Below are 17,428 nucleotides of genomic sequence, written 5' to 3'. Positions count from 1 at the left end.
GGAGTAGTCAACAGCGGGCAGAGCGGGAGCGGCTCCTGCCCTCCCCGCATCCTGTGAACTCATCCCGCAACAGCCGCACTCGTCGGCGAGCTGCGCCCGGAATGGGATGGCCTCATAGACCGAGCACCGCGTTCAGCGCCAGCCCCAGCACGAAGAGCCCCCCCGCCAGCTTGTTGTGGTAGAAGGCTAGCGACACGTACCAGAGCGGCCAGACGCGGTAGCCCGGCGGCGGGGCGGCCGGCTTCGGCTGGGAATACGCCCGCAGCACCTGGCGGAGGCGCGGGAGCGCCGCGGCCACGATGAGCACGCCGACGCCGAGACACCCGCTCACCACGAGCCCGAGCACGATCGCGTAGAACGCGATCATCGCCCCCTGGTTCAGGCGGAGCGAGAGCTCCCTCCCCAGGATCACCGGGAGCGTGTGGATGCCGCGCGCCCTGTCCTGCTCGTACTTGTCGATGTGCTTGCCGATCAGCACCGTCGTGACGGCGAGCGCGTAGGGCATGCTCGCGAGCCACACCCACGCCGGGAGCGCGCCGGCGGTCACGTAATACGTCCCGCCGATCATGAGCGGCCCCCAGACCACGAATACCCCCGGCTCGCCGAGGCCGTGGTGCTTCAGCTTGAGCGGCGGTGCCACGTAGAAGACGCTCACGAAGAGGCCGGCGAGCGCGAAGGCCGCAACCGGCCAGCCGCGCGCGGCGACGAGGGTGACCAGGATCGCCAGGTCGGCCAGGTTGAAGGCCGCGATCGCGGCGAGCAGCCCGCGCTTCGTGATCAGCCCCGAGAGGATCGGGTGCGGGGCGTAGAGCGCGCGCGTGTACTCGGCCGTGTCGACCCCGCCCGAGAGGTCGAAGTGGTCGTTGATCATGTTGTTGGCGGCGTGGGCGATCACCAGGCCGACGACGGCGAGCGCGAAGTACCCCCAGCGCGGCGCCGCGGCGGACGCGGCTGCGAGGAGCCCGCCGATCAGCCCGGAGGTGAGCGTCATCGAGAAGACGCAGGCGCGTGTGATGAGGAGCCAGCGCGACACGCCGTCGACGGCGCGCCCCTCGGGCAGGTTGCCCCTTGCGATGATCTGGCGCCAGCTGTCGAGGAGGGTGCCGAAGCCCGGGGTGGCGATCGCGGGCCGGTCGGGGACGACGCGCGTGTCGGCCATGGCTGGCGTTTAGGGGGTCGAGCCCAGCGAATCAACCCCGCGTCAGGCCGCCGGCAAGGCGGGGACCGGCGCGGCCGCCGCGGGCTGGAGGACGCGGCCGAGCGTAGCCAGGGCGACGCGACCCAGCACGCGCGGCGCGAAGAAGGCGGCCGGCGGGCGGAGCATGTTGATCACCTCGCCGACGAGCCGGCGCAGCTCCGCGTCGTCGGCCGCGGCCGCGAAGAGCGCGTCGGTGTAGCGGTTGAAAACGCCGATCAGCGCGGGCCGCTCGCCCGCCGTCCCGGGAAAGCGGAAGTCCGCCCCGGTGGCGAGGCTCCACGGCTCGCCGAGGAAGCGCCCCTGGGCGCGGAAGAAGGTGGGCGGCAGGGTGGGGCTGGTCGGGCCGACGCGCGCGAGGCAGTCGGCCAGGATGCACGCCGCGACCGCGGCAGTCGTCATGCCCTGCCCGTAGACCGGGTTGAAGGCGCACACCGAGTCGCCCACCGCGAGGAAGCCGTCGAGCCGCGCCGGCCAGCGCTCGTAGTGCCGGAAGCGGTTGGCCATGGCGCGGTTCGAGTAGACGGGGGAGATCGGCTCGGCGAGCGAGACCGCGTGCGCGATGATCGGCGAGCGGAGCCGGGCGAGCGCCGCGCCGAATCCTGCCTCGTCGCTCGGCGGGTAGTGGCCGGCGATGCCGGCTACGGTGACGATCCAGCGCGCGCCCTCGACCGGGAAGAGGACGCCCGCCGTCATGTGCTCGGGCTCCTGCGGGTCGACCCAGATGCCCTTCCACCACCACTCGGCGGGCCAGCGCGCGGGCTCCGGCTCGCGGTACCAGCGCGTCGCGTAGCCGGAGTGCGAGTCGACGACCGTTTCGGCGGGCGGCTCGAGGCCGAGCGCTCCCAGCCACGCGGGCGCCTTCGAGCCCCGCCCGCTCGCGTCGACGACCAGCTCGGCCGCCAGCTCCCCGTCCGCGAGCCGGACGGCGCGCACGCGCGGGTGGCGTCTCCGCTCGGCCACCAGGCCGGTCACCGCCGCGTGCTCGAGCAGCTCGACCCGCGGCACGGCGCGCAGCAGGTCGCGCACGATGGTCTCGAGCAGCGTGCGGCTCGCGAACAGGGTCGCGATGCCGCTCTCCTCGCGCGCCATCCAGCCCGCGCCGCGCAGCGTGGCGAAGTCGCGCCCGAAGTCGATCTCGTGCGCACCCGCCGCGAGCATGCGCCGCCCGAACCCGGGGAAGAGCCGCTCGAGCTCGCACCGCCCGCGCGCCAGGAGCGCGTGCACGTGGCGTCCCTGCGGCACGCCCGCCCGCTCGGCGGGACCCGCGGGGTAGGTGTCGCGGTCGAGGACCGTGACCCGGTCGAAGTAGTCGGCCAGCGCGCGGGCTGCGCACAGCCCGGCGATGCTGCCGCCGATCACCACCGCACGCTGCACCGTCATCGCGCGCCTCCCATCTCCGCGTGCCGGGGCGGATGAGTCAAGCCGGTGCCGGCCGGCGCTCGCGCTGCGGGCGGTAGGCCTCCACCGGCTGCGATCGCCCGCGCAGCTGGGCAGCGCCGGCGGGCGTGAACTCGAACGCGTCGCCGGCCCGGCGCCGCGTCTCCTCGGAGACCAGGACCGCAGCGCCGAGGACCTTGGTGAGCTCCTCCATGCGCGCCGCGACGTTCACCGCGTCGCCGATCGCGGTGTACTCGCGCCGCCGCGGGGCGCCGACGTCGCCCACCACGACCGTGCCCGTGTGCACGCCGACCCCCATGCGCAGCGGCGGCTCGCCGCGCGCGACGCGCGTGCGGTTGAGCGCGGCGAGCGCCTCCTGCATGGCGAGCGCGCAGCGCACGGCGCGCGGGGCGTGGTCGGGCTGGGCGACCGGTGCGCCGAAGTACGCCATGAGCCCGTCGCCCAGGTACTTGTCGAGCGTTCCGCCGTGCGCGAAAACCGTCTCCACCATGCGCGCGTGGTACTCGTTCAGCATGGCGACCACCTGCTCGCCCGAGAGCGCCTCGCTGAGGGCGGTGAACTCGCGCAGGTCGCTGAAGAGGAGGGTCACCTCCCGGCTCTCGCCCGCCGCCGCGCCATCGCCCAGCGCCTCCACTCGCGCTGCGACCTGGGGCGAGAAGTAGCGGCCGAGGCGCTCGCGTCGACGCTGCTCGGCGGCGACGTTCTCGACCAGGCGGATCGTCCGCCGGGTGTTGTAGATGCACACTGCCGCGACGCCGGCGATCACCGGAACGGACCATGCGACGACCTGCGAAGCCTCCCCGGTGAGCAAGGAGAGCCGCACCTCGAAGGCGGCGCCGACCGCTGCCGCGAGCGCGATCCGCGACGTGCGCAGCGAGAAGGCCGCGGCCATGACGAGGAGCATGTAGAACATCGTGGTCGTGAGCGCCGCGCCCGGGAGGTGGGGATTCCGGGCGATGACGCTGGCCTGCAGGAGGTAGACGAACGGCATGTCCACGAGACAGACGTCGACGCCCACCAGCGCGGCGAGTCGGGGCGACCGGCGGGTCGCCCAGAAGACCGCCGCGGCACTCAGCCAGTAGGCGGCGGAGAGCCGGAGGTCCGACTGGTAGGCCTGCGTGGCGGGGACGACGAGGGGCAGCAGGAGGTTCAGCGCGCCGGCAATCGAGATGCCGACGAAGCGGAACAGGCCAACGAAGCGGATGCTGCGCAGGCGCTCCGCGTCGATCGCCTCGCGCGAGGCCTCGGCGCCGGGGCCCGTCATGCGGCCGCAGGGACCCACATCGGGAGCTCGCCGACCACGATCGTGGCTTCTTCGCAGAGCGATGGCCTCGCCCGCAAGCGCTCGCGGTTTGACCCTCTCCGGGCGATCCACTATCTACGATTGCGCACACCTGCCGCGGCTTTTCTTCGTACGACGGGCGGGGGGCGGAGGAGGACGCGGGTCGCGTTACGCATGGACTTCCCACGCATCAAGCGGCTCCCGCCGTACGTGTTCAACGTCGTCGGCGACCTGAAGCTCCAGGCCCGCCGGGCGGGCGAGGACATCGTCGACTTCTCGATGGGCAATCCCGACGGGCCGAGCCCGCCGCACGTGGTCGAGAAGCTGGTCGAGGCCGTGCGCAAGCCTGCCAACCACCGCTACTCGGTGTCGCGCGGCATCTACAAGCTGCGGGTCGCGATCTGCGACTGGTACCGGCGCCGCTTCGCCGTCGACCTCGACCCCGACGCGGAGGCGATCGTCACCATGGGGTCGAAGGAGGGCATCGGGCACCTGGCGCTCGCCATGCTCGGCCCCGGCGACGTCGTCTTCTGCCCGAGCCCCACCTACCCGATTCACCAGTACTCGGTGATCATCGCGGGCGGCGACCTGCGCACCATCCCGCTCCTGCCGGGCACCGACTTCCTGGCGAGCCTCCAGGACGCGGTGCGTACCACCTGGCCCAAGCCGAAGGCGCTCATCATCAACTTCCCGCACAACCCCACCACCGAGGTGGTCGAGCTCGATTTCTTCCGCGGCATCGTCGAGTTCGCGCGCGAGCACGAGTGCCTGGTGGTGCACGACCTCGCCTACGCCGACCTCTGCTTCGACGGCTACACGGCGCCTTCGTTCCTCCAGGTGCCGGGCGCCAAGGACATCGGGGTCGAGTTCTTCACCCTCACCAAGAGCTACAACATGCCGGGCTGGCGGGTCGGCTTCATGGTCGGGAACCGGGAGATCGTGGGGGCGCTGGCGCGCGTCAAGAGCTACCTCGACTACGGCATCTTCCAGCCCGTGCAGATCGCGGCGACGCACGCGCTCAACGGCCCGCAGCACTACGTGGACGAGATCCGCGAGACCTACCGCAAGCGCCGCAACGTCCTGTGCGACGGCCTCGATCGCCTCGGCTGGCACGTGCCGAAGCCCAAGGCGACGATGTTCGTGTGGGCCGAGATCCCCGACGCCTTCAAGGCCATGGGCTCGCTCGAGTTCTCGAAGCTTCTCCTGAAGGAGGCCAAGATCGCGGTCTCGCCCGGCATCGGGTTCGGCGAGCATGGCGACCACTACGTGCGCTTCGCGCTCATCGAGAACGAGCACCGCACCCGCCAGGCGGTGCGCGGCATCCGCCGCGCGCTCTCGGGCGGGCTCGCGCCCAGGGTCCGCGCCAGCGCCGGGTGAGCGTGCCGGCACCGGTCAGGGCCGGGCTGATCGGCTTCGGGACGATCGGCACCGGCGTGGTGAAGGTGCTGCGCGCCCATCGCGCCGAGATCGCGCGGCGCGCGGGCCGGCCGATCGACGTGGTGGCGATCGCCGACCTCGACACCACGACCGACCGCGGCATCCCGGCCGCGCCGGCGCGGCTCACGAACGACGCGAACTCGGTGATCGAGGACCCCGACATCCCGATCGTCATCGAGCTGATCGGCGGCTACGAGCCCGCCCGCCGCTTCATCCTGGCCGCCATCCGCGCCGGCAAGGACGTGGTCACCGCCAACAAAGCGCTCCTCGCCGTGCACGGCGAGGAGATCGTCGCGGCGGCGGAGAAGCACGGCGTCCGCCTCGCCTTCGAGGCGAGCGTCGGCGGCGGCATTCCCATCCTGCGCACGCTGAAGGAGGGGCTGGCGGGCGACCGCACCGTCGCCGTGTACGGCATCGTCAACGGCACCTGCAACCACATCCTCACCACCATGACGCGCGAGGGCCGGGGCTTCGCGGACGTGCTCGCGGAGGCGCAGCGCCTGGGGCTCGCCGAGGCCGACCCCTCGACCGACATCGACGGCATCGACTCGGCGCACAAGCTGACGCTGCTCACGACGCTCGCCTTCGGCGTGCTACCGCGCTTCGAGCACGTCCCGACCGAGGGCATCCGCCACGTCGAGGCCGTCGACATCGCCTTCGCGCGCGAGCTCGGCTACACGATCAAGCTCCTCGCCATCGCGCGCGACGGCCGCGACGCGGTCGAGGCGCACGTCCGGCCCACCATGATCCCGAACGGTCACCTGCTGGCCGACGTGGGCGGCAACTTCAACGCCATCTTCGTGCGCGGCGCGGCGCTCGGGCCGACCATGTACTACGGCCAGGGCGCGGGGGCGCTGCCCACCGCGACCGCGGTGATCGCCGACCTGATCGCCGCCGCGCGCGACCGGGCAGTCGGGGCGGGCGTGCGCGTGCCGCCCTGGGGCGTGCCGCAGCGGACGCTCCGCCGCCTCCCCATCCGCCCGCTCGCGGCGCTGGAGGGCGAGTACTACCTGCGCGTCATGGCGCTCGATCGGCCGGGCGTGCTGGCCCGCATCGCGGGCATCCTGGGAAAGTGCGACATCAGCATCGCGTCGGTGATCCAGAAGGAGCGCCGCGCGGGCACCACGGTCCCGATCGTCCTCCGCACGCATCACGCCCGCGAGCCCAACCTGGCTCGCGCGCTCAAGGCGATCGGGGGGCTCTCCGTGGTCCGGGGCCGCCCGGTCTCGATCCGCATCGAGGAGCAGCTCGGGTGAGCTCGGGGGCCGCGCCGCGCCGCCATCCTGGCACCCCGGGACGGGAACGGTGTAAGAGGGCGCGAGGGAGTCCGCGATGAGCTACGAGATCCGCGCCATGTCCTTTGCAGAGATCATGGATGCCGGGTTCCGCATCGTCAGCCGCCACTTCGGGCTTATCCTCGGCATCTCGGCGGCGCTCTACGTGCCGGTCGCGATCCTGGTCGCTCTGATCACGCCGCACCTCGCGCCGGGAAGAATCGCGTGGGCCACCATGGGCGCGGGACGCCTCGGCTTCGTGATCGGCCTCGGGCTCTACACGATCATCGTGTCGCCGATCGTGTCGGCGGGCGTCACGTTCGCGATCGGCGAGATCTACCTCGGCCGGAGCGTCTCGGTCGGGCAGTCGCTACGCGCGGGCACTTCCATGCTGCTCCCGATCATCGGCACGTCGCTCCTCAACTTCATCTGCGTGGCGCTCGGCTTCGTCCTGCTGGTGATCCCGGGCGTGTACCTGATGCTCTCCTTCCTCCTGCTCTGGCAGGTCATGGTGCTCGAGCGGCGGTACGGCTTCGCGGCGATGGGACGGAGCCGCGAGCTGATGCGCGGGAGCCTGCTCCGCGGTCTCGGGATCCTCCTGGCCGGGCGCATCATCGTGATCGTCGTCGAGGGCGGCACCCGCTTCGTCGTCGGACACGTTCCGCTGCTCGGACCGATCGGGGAAGGGATCGCGAACTCGGCCGGCGCCGCCTACGTCGCGGCCGTCGCGGTGATCCTCTACTTCGACATCCGCTGCCGCAAGGAGGCGTTCGACCTGGAGCATCTCGCGCGCCTCGTCGCGGGTCCCGAGGGACCGGCCGAGGTCCCGTGACCGCGCTGCCCGCGCCGCCGGACGAGCAGGCCCGGGCCCTGGCCGTCACGATCCTCAAGCGAAGCGAGTTCGCGCTCTGGCACGACACGCCGTGGGTCGTCTCCCTCTTCAGGTGGCTGTCCGGGCTCTGGGAGACCGACCCCGTGCTCTACTGGGCGATGCTGGTGGGCCTGACCGCGGTCGCGCTCCTGCTGCTCGCGCACGTCGCCTGGGCCGTCCGCCGCGCGCTCGCGGTTCCCGCTTCGGCCCGGCCGCGGCGTCCGGACGCCGGTTCGCCGCCGTTCCTCGAGCAGGCGGACGCGCTCGCCCGCCGGGGCATGTTCCTCGAGGCGGCGCGCCGGGTCCAGCTCGCCGCCCTCGAGCTCCTCCTCCGCGCCCGCGTGCTCGAGCTCGGGCGCTCGGATCCCAACCGGACCCTCCGGCGCCGGCTCCGGGACGCGGCGCTGCCGGAGGCGGAGCGTGGCGACTTCCTCGCGCTCGTCGACCGGCTGGAGGAGCGCTGGTTCCGGGACCGGAGCGAGGACCGCGAGCTCTACGACCGCTGGCGGTCGCTGCACGCGCGCCTCGGGACGGTGCTGAAGCCGGCATGAGGCGGAGCGGGCTCATCGCGCTCGCCGCGGCCTGCGCGCTGCTCGTGCTCGTCGGCATGCTCTACCCGGACGAGAAGCGCGCCGAGCTGTCGCGCGACACCTTCGGCACGGGTCCGTGGGGCTACCGCGCCGTCTTCGACCTGCTCAGCGAGCTCGGCTTCCCGGTCGCGCGCACCCACGAGCCGCCCGAGGACCTGCCCCCGGACGCGACCATCTGGTGGATCGAGCCGGCCGGCCTGTGCCGGGCCCGCGACGGGAAGCCCGTCGCCCGGGCCGGCTGGCGCGCGGAGCCGTGGGTCAGAGCCGGCGGGACGGCCGTGCTCTTCCTCTCCGCCGGCGCGCGGGAGCACGCCGAGTGCCCGCTCCTCGAGGGCGTGGCCCTGCCTCCGCGCGTCGCCGTCACGCCGGCCGCCGCCCGGCGGGAGCGCGCGGCGACGGCGCACCAGGTGACCGGCGACGTGCTGGCGCGGCCACGGACGCTCGAGCTGCAGAGCCTCCTCGCCTTCGCGGCCGCGGGTGACTGGCGGGTCCGCGCGCTCAGCGCGGAGCGCCCGCTCGTGCTCGAGCGCCCGCTCGGTGCCGGGCGCATCGTCGCCGTGGCGGATGCCACCATGCTCCGCAACGAGTGGCTCGACCGCCGGGACGCGGCGCCGCTCGTGGTCGACCTCGTGCACGCGTTCGGCGCGCCGCAGTTCCACCAGGGCGAGCAGGGCCGGCGCGCGCGGCGAAGCGCGGCGGCGTACCTCGCGACCTCGCCCGCACTGCTCGTGTTCTGCGGGCTCGCGCTCACCGGCGTGCTCTTCGCCTGGCAGGGAAGCCTGGTGCCGCCGCGCGCGCTCCCCGGCCCGGACACCGCCGAGCCCGGGCTCGACGCGTTCGTCGACTCGCTGGCGGCGCTCTACGCCGGCACGCGCGACCACCCGCGCGTGCTCGCCCGCTACCGCGAGCTCACCGCGGCGCGGCTCCGCCGCCACTTCGGCATGCCGCCCGAGACGCCGGTCGCCGTCCTGGCCGAGCGGCTCGCGCCTGACCGCCGCCTCGCGCCGAGTGCGCTTCGCCTGCTCGTGGAAGGGGCCCCGGTGGCGGGAGAGCGCGACCTTCGCGATGCGGTGTGCGCGCTCGACGCGCTGGTCCAGGAGGCGAGCGCGTGATCGGCAGCCGGCCCGTGGACGTCGCGGCGATCGCCGAGCGCTACCGCGCGCTCGGCGCGGCGGTGGGCGGCGTGATCGTCGGGCAGGAGTCGGCGGTCCGCCTCGCTTTCATCACGCTCCTCTGCTCGGGCCACAGCCTCATCGAGGGCGTGCCGGGTGTGGCGAAGACCCTCCTCGTGCAAGCGCTCGCGGCCGCGGTCGACGTGCGCTTCGGGCGGGTGCAGTTCACGCCCGACCTGATGCCGAGCGACATCATCGGGACCTCGATCCTCGACCCGCGCGCGGGCGACGCACGCTTCCGGCCCGGGCCGCTGTTCACCGACCTCCTGCTCGCGGACGAGATCAACCGCGCCTCCGCCAAGACCCAGGCCGCGCTCCTCGAGGCGATGCAGGAGCGCGCCGCGACCGTCGACGGAACGCGGCATCCGCTTGGCCCGCACTTCGCCGTGTTCGCGACCCAGAACCCGGTCGAGCAGGAGGGGACCTATCCGCTCCCCGAGGCGGAGCTCGACCGCTTCCTCTTCAAGATCGTGATCGACTACCCGAGCGCCGAGGAGGAGGCCGCGATCCTCGCCCGGCATCACGCGGCGGACCGTCCGCCGAGCTCGGTGGGCCGCGTGCTCCGCACCGACGACCTCGAGCACGCGCGCGAGGTCGTGCGCGGCGTCGTCGTCCAGGACGACGTCGTGGCCTACGTCGCGGCCCTGGTGCGGGCGACGCGCCAGGACCTCCACTTCGCGCTCGGCGCCTCGCCGCGCGCCGGGGTGATGCTGCTGCGCGCGGCGAAGGCCACCGCAGCGCTCGAGGGGCGCGACTACGTGCTGCCCGAGGACGTGCAGGCGATGCTGGCGCCCACCCTCCGCCATCGCGTGCAGCTCGACCCCGCGGCCGAGGTCGAGGGCCTGGTCCCCGACAAGGCCCTCGAGGGAACGCTGCGCAGCGTGGCGGTCCCGCGGTGAGGGTCGGACCGGGCCGGAGGCTCGTGAGGGCGGCGGCGGCGTGGACCGCCGCCGCGATGGCCGCCGTCGTGTGGCCCGCGCTCTGGCCCGCGCTCGCCGGCGGCCTCGCCCTGCTCGGCGCGCTCGCCGGGTGGGACCTGGTGCTGCTGCGCCGGCGCCCGCCGCTCCGTCTCGAGCGGCGTCTCCCCGGGCGTGCCTTCGTCGGCCGCGAGGCCGAGATCGGCCTCACGGTGGCCAACGCGGCGCGCGAGCCGGTCGCGGTGGAGGTGTTGGACGAGGTCCCGCCGGACCTGGCGGCCGAGGAGCCGCGCTTCGCGGGCGTGCTCGTCCCTCCCGGGGCGAACGTGACGCTCCGCTACCCGATCCGCCCGTCCGTGCGGGGTGATCGCCGGCTCGGGCCGGCGATCGCGCTCGAGGGCTCGCCGCTCGGGCTGCTGCGCCGCCGCACCACCGCCGGCGCGGACGCGGTGCTGCCGGTCCATCCGGACGCCACCCGCTACCTGCGCCCCGAGGCGCTCGCCCCCAAGCGCGTGCTGGCGGCCATCGGCGTCCGCCCGTCCCGGCGGCGCGGTGAGGGCATGGAGTTCGAGTCGCTGCGCGACTGGGTCCCGGGGGACGACCCGCGCCGGATCGACTGGGCGGCGACGGCCCGCCGGGGCCGCGTGGTCACGCGCCTCTACCAGCGCGAGCGCAACCACACGGTGCTGATCGCCCTCGACACGAGCCGGCTCATGGGCGGACGGGCCGGCGCGCGCACCAAGCTCGACCACGCCGTCGACGGTGCGCTGGCGCTGGTGTACGCGGCGCTCACCGCGGGCGACCGCGTCGGCATGGTGGTCTTCGACCGCGAGGTGCGCGGGCACCTGCGGCCGCGCGCGCATCGGAGGGCGCTCGGCCTGTTCGTCGAGCTGCTGCGCGCCGCCGAGGCGCACACGGTGGAGGCCGACTATCGCGCGCTCGTGCGCGAGGTGACGGCGCGCCAGCGCCGCAGGGCGCTCGTCGTCGTGCTCACCGACTTCGTGGAGGTCGATGCGGCGTCCGTCATCGCGCCGCTCGTCCTGCTGGCCCGGCGCCACCGGGTCCTGCTGGTCGCGATCCGGGACCGCGCCTACGAGGCGCTGGCGCTCGGCGGCGGCGGTCCGCTCGGGCTCTACCGCCGAATCGTCCTCGACGATCTGCTGCGCGAGCGGGACGCGGCGCTTGGACGGCTGCGCCGGGGTGGGCTCGAGACCGTCGACGTGCTGCCCGAGGCGATCACGGCGCAGGTCCTGAACCTCTACCTGGCGATCCGCCACGGTCCGGAGCCATGAGCTCGCCGAGCCACGCGGCGTCGACCGGCACGCGGCGGGAGAAGCGCCGAACCGCGAGGAGCGCCGCCACGAGCCCGGCGGCGAAGGCGGCGGCGATTCCCAGGCGGGGCGCGGTGCCGAGCGTCGACTCGCGGACGAAGCTCTCGGCGAGGGCGGCGAGGGCGAAGAGCGGGATCGCGCCCGCGAAGAGGAGGAGGGCGGGGTTCACCGCCTCGCGCAGGGCCCGGCGCCGGCCCTGCCGTCCCGGCGCGGCGACGGCGCCGCCGAGGCAGAGCCCCGCGGCGGCGCAGAGCGTGATCGCGGTCAGCTCGGGGATGCCGTGGGGCAGGATCCAGGCGAGGAAGTCGAGGGGGAGGGGGTCGCGGAAGAAGATCGCGGCGAAGGCCCCGAGCAGGATCCCGTTGTAGAGATGCAGGAGCACGGTCGGCACACCCGCGAGCATCCCGGTCGCGAAGGCGAGCAGCCCGACGCGCGTGTTGTGGGCGAAGAGCGCGGAGCCGAAGAAGGCGTTGATCGTCGCCGGCACGGCGCTGCGGCCCAGGAAGTCGGCCCGCGCCGCCGGCGAGGCGATCAGCTGGTCGACCCGGTCGGGTGTGTAGCCGCATCCCGCGGGCATGAAGGCGTGCAGCGACTGCGGATCCCGCCAGGCGAGCGCGCCGCCGAGCGTGATGCCGGCGAGCAGCAGCGTCCAGGCGAGGGCCTGGACGCGCCACGTCCGGCCGAGCGCGTCGGGGAGCCGCTCGAAAACGAACGTGCGCAGCGAGCGCTCCGAGGCGGGCGGCACGTAGAGGAAGGAGTAGGCGCGGACGCAGAGCGCGTTCAGGTAGCGGATCTCCGCGGGGTCGTCGTCGCGCTCGCGCAGGCGCGCCAGCCGCGCGGTGTGGGCGCGATAGCGCCGGCCGAGCTCGCCGAGCTCGTCGAAGGGGAGGCCTCCCGCGCGCAGGCGCTCGCAGCGGTCGAGCAGCGCCTCGAAGCGCTCGGTCGCGCGGCGGGCATCGTCCGAGGGCGGCGTGGCTGACAAGGCGCCACACGAGACCATCGCGGGCGAGGCCGGTCAAGTCGTGCGCGCGCCCGAGCAGGTGGCGCTCTACCTCCCGGTGGCGGGCCCGACCAGCCGGATGCTGGCCTACGCCATCGACTACCTGGTGGTCCTGGTCCTGCAGATCGCGACGCTCGTTCTGCTCGTGCTGGCGGCGCCCTTCGTCGGGCGCACGTTCCTCAACGCATTCGAGACCGCGCGCAAGCATCCGGAGAGCGTCGAGGGGCTCGTGCTCAGCTTCTTCGGGCTCTTCCTGGTGATCCAGCTGGTGATCGAGTGGGGCTACTTCGTCTTCTGCGAGATGACGACGGGCGGGCGCTCGCTCGGCAAGGCGCTGGTCGGCCTCCGCGTCGTGCGCGACGGCGGGTTCCCGATTTCGCTCAGGGAATCTCTCGTGCGCAATCTGCTGCGCCTGGTGGATGTCCTGCCCTGGTACTACACCGTGGGTCTGGTCAGCATCGTGCTCTCGCGCGACGGCAAGCGCCTGGGCGACCTCGCCGCGGGCACGATCGTCGTGCGCCTCGACCGGCCCGAGCTCGCGGCGCCTCTGCCCGACACGCCCCCCGACGCGAGCGGGGGGTTCCGCTTCGAGCGGAGCCAGATCGCCCGTCTCGGGCCGAACGAGCTCGCGCTGCTGCGCCAGACGCTGCGCCGGCTCGCCGCGCTCCCGCCCGAGCGCGCCGCCGAGGTCCTCGAGCGGGCGGTCGCCGTGCTGAGCGCGCGGATCGGCCACGGCCCGGTCGCGGCGGAGGAGCGCGAGGCCTTCCTACGCGCGCTGCTGCACGCCGCGCGCGTCCGGTGACGCAGGGCCCGCCCCGCCTCGCTGGCAACCGAGCCGGGTTTGATAATACTATCGCGACTGAGCCCGACGATGATCGCGTGTCGCAACCCCGCCCGGGAGTGCCCGACGTGAGCGTCGCCCGCGTCTGGGGCGGCCTGATCGAGCACTATCGCGACCGCCTCCCGGTCAGGCCCGCCGACAGGGTCGTCACGCTGAACGAGGGCAACACGCCCCTCGTGCGCGCCGACCGCCTGGCGGCCGTCGTGGCGCCCGGCATCGAGCTGTACTTGAAGTGCGAGGGCCAGAACCCGACCGGCTCGTTCAAGGACCGCGGCATGACGGTCGCGGTCACGAGAGCCCTCGCCGAGGGCGCCGAGGCGGTCATCTGCGCGTCCACCGGGAACACCTCGGCCTCCGCCGCCGCCTACGCGGCGCGCGCCGGCATCCGCGCCTACGTGGTCGTGCCGCAGGGCAAGATCGCGCTCGGCAAGCTCTCCCAGGCCGTCATGCACGGCGCGCGGGTGATCCAGATCGACGGCAACTTCGACCAGGCGCTGCGCCTGGTGCGCGACGTGAAGGAGCGCTACCCGACGCGCCTCGCGCTCGTGAACTCGGTCAACCCGCATCGCATCGAGGGGCAGAAGACGGCCGCCTTCGAGATCTGCGACGCGCTCGGCCGCGCGCCCGACTACCACCTCCTGCCGGTCGGCAATGCGGGCAACATCACCGCCTACTGGAAGGGCTACACCGAGTACAGGGCGACCGGCGTGACCGACCGGCTGCCGCGCATGATGGGCTTCGAGGCGGCGGGCGCGGCGCCCATCGTCCATGGGCGGGTGATCGACGAGCCGCGGACGGTGGCGACCGCGATCCGCATCGGCAACCCGGCGAGCTGGAAGGCCGCCGAGGCGGCGCGCGACGAGTCCGGCGGCGCGATCGAGGCGATCAGCGACGAGGACATCCTGGCCGCGTACCGCCTGCTTGCACGCACCGAGGGCGTGTTCGCCGAGCCGGCGTCGGCGATCTCGTTCGCCGGGGCGCTCCGGCTCGGGGCGAGCGGGCGCCTCAGGCCGCGCGACGTCCTCGTCCTCACCCTGACCGGGCACGGCCTCAAGGACCCCGACACGGCGATCGCCAACTCCGAGGCGGCGGTCTCCATTCCCCCCGAACCGGGGCGGCTGGCCGCCGTGCTGGAGCTGGACTGAGGGCATGAAGTACGTGGTGCTCCAGGGCGACGGGATGGCCGACGAGCCGATCGCGGGGCTCGGCGGGAAGACGCCGCTCGACTACGCGCGCACCCCGAACCTCGACCGCATGGCCTCGCGCGGCATCCTCGGGCTCACGCGCACGATCCCGCGCGGGCTCCCGCCGGGGAGCGACGTCGGCACGATGTCGATCCTCGGCTACGATCCGGCACGCTATCACACCGGCCGCTCGCCCATCGAGGCGGCGAGCATGGGGGTCGAGCTCGGTCCCGACGACGTCGCTTTCCGCTGCAACCTGGTGACGCTCGAGACGCTCGAGGGCGGGACGGAGATCATGCGCGACTTCGCTGCCGGTCATCCGCCGACGGACGAGGCGGCGGAGATCGTGCGCGACATGAATCGGGCGCTCGGCCGCGACGGCCTCGAGTTCCACCCCGGCGTCAGCTACCGCCACCTCCTCGTGTGGCGCAAGGGCGAGGGGCGGATGCGCACCACGCCGCCGCACGACCTCTCCGACAAGCCGGTGGCCCGGCACTTCCCCGACGGCCCCGGGGCCGACGTGCTGCGCGACCTGATGGAGCGCTCGCGCCGCTTCCTGGCCGAGCACCCGGCCTGTCAGGCACGCGCGGCGCGCGGCGAGCGCGCGCCCACCTCGATCTGGCTCTGGGGGCAGGGCGGGCGCCCGCGGGTGCCGACGCTGCGCGAGCGCTTCGGCATCGAGGGCTCGGTCATCGCCGCCGTCGACCTGGTGAACGGCCTCGGCGTGCTCGCGGGGCTGCGCAAGATCGCCGTGCCGGGCGCCACCGGTTTCCTCGACACCAACTTCCGCGGCAAGGCGGAGTACGGGCTCCGCGCGCTCGCGGAGCGGGACTTCCTCTTCCTGCACGTGGAGGCGCCCGACGAGGGCGGTCACATGGGCGACGCGCAGAAGAAGGTCGAGGCGATCGAGAACGTGGACGAGAAGGTGGTGGGCCCGCTGCTCGAGGGCCTGCGCGCGTCGGGGAGCGAGTGGCGCATGCTGGTCATGCCCGATCACCCGACCCCCTGCGCGCTCAAGACGCACACCGACGACCCGGTGCCGTTCGTCGTCTACATCTCGAGCGACGAGCAGAAGCCGCGCGGCCTCTCCCGCGGCTACAACGAGCGCGATGCGCGCGAGCACGGCATCTTCATCCCCGAGGCACACACGCTGCTCGAGCGGCTGCTGCGCCGCTGACCCGCGCGGCAAGGCTTTCCGGCATGGAGCGCAACCTCGCCATGGAGCTGGTGCGGGTGACCGAGGCGGCGGCGCTCGCCTCGGCGCGGCTCATGGGCCGCGGCGACGAGATGGCGGCGGACATCGCGGCGATCGAGGCCATGCGCAAGGCCTTCGACGCGATCGCGATCGACGGCACGGTGGTGATCGGCGAGGGCGCCGAGGACGCCATGCCGAAGCTCTACGTGGGCGAGAAGGTGGGGACGCGCCAGGGCCCCGCGACCGACGTGGCGCTCGACGCCCTCGAGGGCGCCGCCATCTGCGCCGCGGGCGGCTACAACGCGCTCTCAGTGATCGCGATCGCCGAGCACGGCACCTTCCTGCGCGTGCCCGACACCTACATGGACAAGATCGCCTGCGGCCCGGAAGGGCGGGGCACGGTCGACCTCGACCGGCGGCCACGCGACAACCTGAGGACGCTCGCCGACGCGAAGGGCGTCTACGTCGAGGATCTGACCGTCGCCATCCTGGACCGCCCGCGCCACAACGCGCTCATCGAGGAGGTCCGCCGGGCGGGCGCGCGCATCAAGCTGATCACCAGCGGCGACGTGTCCGCGGCCCTCGCCACCACCCGGCCCGACACCGGGATCGACATCCTGATGGGGGTGGGCGGCGCGCCGCAGGGCGTCCTCGCGGCGGCCTTCCTCCTCTGCGTCGGGGGCGAGATGCAGGCGCGGCTCAAGCCGCGCAACGAGCACGAGGCGGGCGAGCTGCGCAAGCTCGGCCTCTTCGACCTGCAGCGGAAGTACCGCCTCGAGGAGCTGGCGTCGGGCTCGGTCATGGGGGCCGCCACCGGCATCACGCCCGGCGACTACCTCGCCGGCGTCCGCTATGTGAAGGGCGGCGCGGTCACCAACTCGGTCGTCATGCGCTCGGCGACACGCACCGTGCGCTTCATCGAGGCGCACCACCGCTTCGACCGGACGCCGGCGTACTGAGGGGGCAGGTGATCGTCGAGGCGCACCACCGCTCCGACCGGGCGCCGAAGTAGTCGCGTCGGCTCAGACCCAGACGCGACCGAGGTCGATCTCGAGATCGGGGAAGAGCGCGGTCCGCACTCTCGCCCCGCCTTCATGCTTCCCGACGAGCCGGTACCCTGCACCCTCGAGCTCGTACACCTCGAGAACGCGGACCTCGGGATCGAGGATCCAGTACCGGTGGATGCCGTAGCGAGCGTAGAGCGCGGCCTTCGCGACGCGATCTCGTCGATCGGACCAAGGGGAGAGGATCTCGACAGCGAGGTCCGGCGGGCCCTCTATCGCGCGCGCGGTGATGATCGACTCGCGGCCTCCGCCGATGAAAATCAGGTCCGGTTGCACCACGGAGGTGGGCGCCAGAATCACGTCGATGGGGGCGCAGTAGACGCTCCCGAGCCCACGTTCCCGGACGTGGCCGTGCAGGACCCACAAGAGGTTTCGCGAGACGCCCTGGTGCCGGGGCGCCGGCGCGGGGCTCACCTCCAGCTCCCCGTCGAGGATCTCATAGCGCCGGCCGTCATCCGGCAGACCCACGTAGTCCTCGTACGTGAGCTTGATCGGACCGGGGGGGATCCGGTCGGGTACCCGGCTCATGCCTTCCCTCTACCAGCCGCCCTGCCGCGACGACAACCACACCACGACAGAGGTGCCCGCGGTGCGGGGCTCACGCCAGATGTGCCCTCTGCATTGGATCGGAAACCGAGCCTCGTGTCTGAGGAGAGAGGCGGCCGGCCCCGATC

Annotated in this window: 16 protein-coding genes; 11 read left to right on the top strand and 5 right to left on the bottom strand. The window is 73.4% G+C overall.

The window, feature by feature from the left end; genetic code table 11:
- Positions 1–112: 112 nt before the first annotated feature.
- From E6J59_19080 to E6J59_19070, 3 genes are read right to left on the bottom strand one after another with little or no spacing between them, the layout of a single operon-like run.
- The gene (locus tag E6J59_19080) at positions 113–1,159 is read right to left on the bottom strand and encodes a prenyltransferase (protein ID TMB16438.1); all 1,047 of its coding nucleotides are present in this window, start codon (positions 1,157–1,159) and stop codon (positions 113–115) included.
- Between the two features lie 42 nt (positions 1,160–1,201).
- A complete protein-coding gene (locus E6J59_19075) occupies positions 1,202–2,578 on the bottom strand; it encodes a 2-polyprenyl-6-methoxyphenol hydroxylase-like oxidoreductase (protein TMB16437.1) in 1,377 nt (458 codons plus the stop codon).
- Between the two features lie 37 nt (positions 2,579–2,615).
- Complete coding sequence (locus E6J59_19070) at positions 2,616–3,860, bottom strand: adenylate/guanylate cyclase domain-containing protein (GenBank protein TMB16436.1); 1,245 nt, start codon at positions 3,858–3,860, stop codon at positions 2,616–2,618.
- 192 nt (positions 3,861–4,052) lie between these two features.
- Between E6J59_19070 and E6J59_19065 the strand changes: the two genes are divergently transcribed.
- From E6J59_19065 to E6J59_19035, 7 genes are all read left to right on the top strand, one after another.
- The gene (locus tag E6J59_19065) at positions 4,053–5,255 is read left to right on the top strand and encodes an alanine transaminase (protein ID TMB16435.1); all 1,203 of its coding nucleotides are present in this window, start codon (positions 4,053–4,055) and stop codon (positions 5,253–5,255) included.
- Positions 5,256–5,257: 2 nt separating this feature from the next.
- Entirely contained in the window at positions 5,258–6,571 is a 1,314-nt protein-coding gene (locus tag E6J59_19060) for a homoserine dehydrogenase (protein TMB16434.1), read from the top strand.
- A gap of 76 nt (positions 6,572–6,647) precedes the next feature.
- Positions 6,648–7,421, top strand: coding sequence for a hypothetical protein (locus E6J59_19055; protein TMB16433.1), 774 nt, complete (start codon positions 6,648–6,650; stop codon positions 7,419–7,421).
- Positions 7,418–8,011: a hypothetical protein gene (locus E6J59_19050; GenBank protein TMB16432.1), complete on the top strand. Its 594-nt coding sequence runs from the start codon at positions 7,418–7,420 to the stop codon at positions 8,009–8,011. The genes E6J59_19055 and E6J59_19050 overlap by 4 nt, the downstream gene beginning before the upstream one ends.
- Positions 8,008–9,162: a DUF4350 domain-containing protein gene (locus E6J59_19045; protein TMB16431.1), complete on the top strand. Its 1,155-nt coding sequence runs from the start codon at positions 8,008–8,010 to the stop codon at positions 9,160–9,162. Before E6J59_19050 ends, E6J59_19045 begins: the two co-directional genes overlap by 4 nt.
- Positions 9,159–10,121 carry a MoxR family ATPase gene (locus E6J59_19040; protein TMB16430.1) on the top strand — a complete coding sequence of 321 codons (963 nt, stop codon included), beginning with the start codon at positions 9,159–9,161 and terminating at the stop codon, positions 10,119–10,121. The genes E6J59_19045 and E6J59_19040 overlap by 4 nt, the downstream gene beginning before the upstream one ends.
- Before the next feature lie 23 nt (positions 10,122–10,144).
- Positions 10,145–11,431: a DUF58 domain-containing protein gene (locus tag E6J59_19035; protein TMB16429.1), complete on the top strand. Its 1,287-nt coding sequence runs from the start codon at positions 10,145–10,147 to the stop codon at positions 11,429–11,431.
- Here the strand turns inward: E6J59_19035 and E6J59_19030 are convergent.
- Positions 11,376–12,470 (bottom strand): stage II sporulation protein M, encoded by a 1,095-nt coding sequence (locus E6J59_19030; protein ID TMB16428.1) that lies wholly within the window; start codon positions 12,468–12,470, stop codon positions 11,376–11,378. The two genes, E6J59_19035 and E6J59_19030, sit on opposite strands and share 56 nt — an antisense overlap.
- Here E6J59_19030 and E6J59_19025 point away from each other — a divergent pair.
- From E6J59_19025 to glpX, 4 genes are all read left to right on the top strand, one after another.
- Positions 12,442–13,272, top strand: coding sequence for an RDD family protein (locus tag E6J59_19025; protein TMB16427.1), 831 nt, complete (start codon positions 12,442–12,444; stop codon positions 13,270–13,272). The genes E6J59_19030 and E6J59_19025 overlap by 29 nt on opposite strands.
- 98 nt (positions 13,273–13,370) lie before the next feature.
- Positions 13,371–14,456, top strand: coding sequence for a threonine synthase (locus tag E6J59_19020; protein ID TMB16439.1), 1,086 nt, complete (start codon positions 13,371–13,373; stop codon positions 14,454–14,456).
- Positions 14,457–14,460: 4 nt separating this feature from the next.
- On the top strand, positions 14,461–15,672 hold the full coding sequence (locus E6J59_19015) for a cofactor-independent phosphoglycerate mutase (protein TMB16426.1): 1,212 nt from the start codon (positions 14,461–14,463) through the stop codon (positions 15,670–15,672).
- 23 nt (positions 15,673–15,695) lie between these two features.
- Complete coding sequence (gene glpX / locus E6J59_19010; GenBank protein TMB16425.1) at positions 15,696–16,649, top strand: class II fructose-bisphosphatase; 954 nt, start codon at positions 15,696–15,698, stop codon at positions 16,647–16,649.
- 63 nt (positions 16,650–16,712) lie between these two features.
- Here the strand turns inward: glpX and E6J59_19005 are convergent, their stop codons facing one another.
- Positions 16,713–17,282, bottom strand: coding sequence for a Uma2 family endonuclease (locus E6J59_19005; GenBank protein ID TMB16424.1), 570 nt, complete (start codon positions 17,280–17,282; stop codon positions 16,713–16,715).
- Positions 17,283–17,428: the final 146 nt, after the last annotated feature.

This window comes from Deltaproteobacteria bacterium (assembly GCA_005879795.1).
GTDB lineage: Bacteria > Desulfobacterota > Binatia > DP-6 > DP-6 > DP-6.
The sequence above is the reverse complement of the archived record's forward strand: the minus strand, read 5'-3'. Positions and strand labels throughout refer to the sequence as shown.